Here is a 3,710-nt window from a genome sequence, read left to right as displayed (position 1 = left end):
ACCAAAAAGTTTCCGGTACTAAAGGCGACCATAACAAAGTTTATTTTCTCATTATCGTAATAGCAGCATTAATAGGCACAAATGCCTATTTATACATAAAGGACAGACAGGAGAGTGAACGCTTTGTTACTGTCAGCAACGAAAAAGACCGGTTAAAACTAGAAGTAGAAAAGATAGAAGTAGAACTGGATAAAGTCAATGCAATTAACCTGTCGTTAACTAACAAACTTCTGGAGGAGCAGGGACTTGCACGTCAGAAAATAGCAGAACTGAAGTCTGCATTGCAAAAAGGACGATTTAACAAAGATGAACTTTTAAAGGCCCAGAACGAAATCCGGGAACTCCATGAATTTGTAAAAACCTACAACGAGGATATCAATCGCCTGCAGCAGGAGAATTTTTTACTAAAAAATGAAAGGGATAGCCTGGCGAAAAGTTCCAGTAAAGCCAGCGAAAGAGCCAATACCCTAGCCAGAAGAAATTCTGAACTCAACGATAAAGTAAAAACAGGAGCTGTGCTAAGAGCCTTCAATGTTGGTGTTGCAGCCTACAAAGTAAAGAACAGCGGAAAACATATAGAAGTGAACAGTGCCAGTTCAGCAAAAAAACTGGTCATTTCATTTGGCATTGCACCTAATCCTTTGGCCACGAAAGACTACCATAAAATCTATCTCAGGGTTTTTGATCCAGCCGGAAATTTAATTGCAGATGAAAGCAATATGTTTGACGCGGAAAGCCAGCAAATGCAATATAGTGAAATGATTACCATTTCGTATAACGACGATAACACAGCTTATTCTATTCAATGGGTTAATCCAAAAGAATTTATAAAGGGAACCTACACGGTTATTCTCTATGCCGATGGCCGTACCATGGGGAAATCTTCCATCCTGCTGAAGTAAGTCATCAAATCAGGCCAGAGGAAAGCTTAAATAAAAAGTAGTTCCCTGATCAATCACGGAGTTGAACTCGATAGTTCCTCCTGCATTTTCTACCGCTTGCTTTACAAAAGCAAGACCTAAGCCTGTTCCTGACGACTTCGTTGTAAAATTTGGGGCAAAGATCTTGTCCTGCAATTCATCATCAATACCTTTCCCATTATCGGAAACCTCTACCCAAACTTTTTTCTGATCATTCCTGATTTTAATATAAATCAAACAACCATGTGTTCCTGTTGAGGCCTCAATTCCATTCTTTAATAAATTATTAAAGGTTCTCAGCAACTGGTCTTTATCCCCGAGAATAAACACATCCTGATTACTCTGATTCTGAATATTAATCTCTACTCCTTTCTCATTTACAAAAACATTTCTGGCCTGTTGTATAATCGGCAGGAGCTGTAAAGTCTGCAGCTTCGTATCCGGCATTTTGGCAAAGTTGGAGAATTCAGAAGCAATGGTTGCCAGACTGTCTATTTGTTCAATAAAAGATTTATTAAACCTTTCAAATTTACGTTCAAAATTGACATCCTTCTCCTTCCAGGCTTTCTCCAACAACTGTACACCAAGCTTTAACGGAGTAAGTGGATTCTTAATCTCATGGGCTACTTGTTTAGCCATCTCTCTCCAGGCGCTCTCTCTTTCAGATTTAGCCAGTTTTACAGCACTCTCTTCCAGTGCTGCAATCATTTTATTGTACTCTTTAATCAGAGAGCCAATCTCGTCATGCCGGGACCACAAAATAGGTTGATTCTTTTGTCCGAGTTTTGTTTTCCTGATGCTTTCCTGTATAAAGGTAAGCGGACTTGTGATCTGGTTAGCCAGAAAGACTGCAAGTATTCCAATAGCAACAAAAACAAGAGCGTAAATATTAATTAAAGTATTGACAAACAAGCCTATTTTAGATTGATAATCGCCCTCATTACCATAATACGGCAGACCAATATAAGCAATCGTTTGGTTCTGAGGATTTCTTATGGGTGCGTAGGCAGCAGAATAAGTAAAATCACCGATTGTCTCATTCGCACTGATATATTCAGATCTTTGCAGCTTATTCAGATAAATATAGGCTTTTGCCCCCATTTTAGTCCCCAGGAGCCCATAATCGTATATCTTTGGAATAGATGTATAGAGGAGATTCCCACCGGTATCAAAAAGGTTCAGATAAGCACCATTAATGTCTGAAAACTGATTAAATTCTTGGTTAGATTGATCAGAAGCTGTTGGTATTCCGTTTACATAGACTTGTTTCTCATACGACAGCTGAATCTTCCTCAGTTTTTCCCTGATAAAATCGTCCTGCTGTTTCCTGTATTCTGAACTGATATAAAAGAAGGTCGTCCATCCAACGATGAGCAAAGTAGCCACAACCGAAAGCACAATAGAGAATTGTATCCTGGTCCTGTATAAAATCTTGTTGGCATTGATCATCAGCGACCTGTTGATGTTAAACCAGCCTCCCCAGCTCTCATCGATATTTTTGACAATCCATATGAGGATGTAAAGCAAAACAGCAAAGACAATAAAGACCAAAAAGAAAAAAGATAAAATGGCCAGACGGGTTACATAAGATACTTTCTCCTTGCTAATGACTATGGTTTTAAAAGTACTGGGCATATACACCATATGGCTATACCCAAGTACATCATCATTAATATATACGGGTTCATCTTTATGCCCTTTAAAATCAATACTGGTTAGTTTGTAGGTAAATTTACCAGACTGTTTAATGAGTTTGCCATTGTTGTAGAAAGCAAAAGAGTAGTCTTTATAATCTTCATCACTTTTTACCTTCCCATCAACCAGTAACTCAGGAAACTGGCTATTGTAATCATAAAGCTGATATTTAAGCTCAAGAACTAAGGTCCCCAGAATATGTTTATTATAAAAAACCGGGATGATTCCAAAATAGCTCTGGTAGCCAAAAGTATCATTAAGCCGGTAAAAAAAATTGGAAACCTTAACAGATCCGGACCGGACCAGATTTTTATAATGAGCAAGCGGAATACTTTCCTCCTGACTCAAAGAAGAATCCGCATAGTTAAAGGTGTACAAATTGTATTCAAACTGGGCAAGGTAACGATCCAGGTATTTTTTATCAATGAGTTTCTCCAGTTTAATCTGCTTATAAAGTGCTGGGGTCTTAAAATAATTCAGTACGAAATGATCAGATGAGACACCGTTCTCCAAACTTTCAATAGAACTAATCACCAATGGATTATCCATCGACTGCAATTTTTGTGCGATGGCATATCTTTTGGTGCGTTCCTTTATATCCTTATACTTGACATACTTCACTGAAGAAATCATAGCCAAACAGAAAAAAAGAATAGCATAAATCCCAATAGAAAACTTATTTTTCTGGATATAGATATTCCATCCCATAATAAACAGGAAGAATGCATATATGATAAAAAATGCGGTAAACTCGACTTCTGCCCTATAGATAAAGTAAGCAAAAAACAGGACTAGAAACAGGAACAGACGCTCCTTATTAGACACGTTCAATTTTCTGCTCAGCTGCATGGAAACACTTACCGTCAGGTAAACATTAAACCAGACCAGACATAAAATTACGATACTGATCCAGCTTGTCCAGCCAAGATTTATAATATTGGTGATGTCAAAATTAATTTTCGAGTTGTAGATCAAACCAGAAAAAACCTGATCGATCAAAAAAGCTATTCCAGAGAACAGCAGCAACATTACTCCATGGAGAAACCAACCTACTGCTTTACTCCTGGCAAACCGGTCTGGCAGAACGTATTTATC

General features: G+C 38.0%; 2 protein-coding genes. One reads left to right on the top strand and one right to left on the bottom strand.

Annotated features, from left to right (window positions below; all coding sequences use genetic code 11):
* A partial coding sequence (locus tag DBR11_RS20805; RefSeq protein WP_108554541.1) for a hypothetical protein occupies positions 1-902 on the top strand: 902 nt, incomplete at its 5' end.
* Between the two features lie 9 nt (positions 903-911).
* Here DBR11_RS20805 and DBR11_RS20800 read toward each other — a convergent pair.
* A partial coding sequence (locus DBR11_RS20800; RefSeq protein WP_108554540.1) for a HAMP domain-containing sensor histidine kinase occupies positions 912-3,710 on the bottom strand: 2,799 nt, incomplete at its 5' end.

The organism is Pedobacter sp. HMWF019 (assembly GCF_003061025.1).
Taxonomy (GTDB): domain Bacteria; phylum Bacteroidota; class Bacteroidia; order Sphingobacteriales; family Sphingobacteriaceae; genus Pedobacter.
This window is presented reverse-complemented; position numbering and strand designations above follow the sequence as displayed.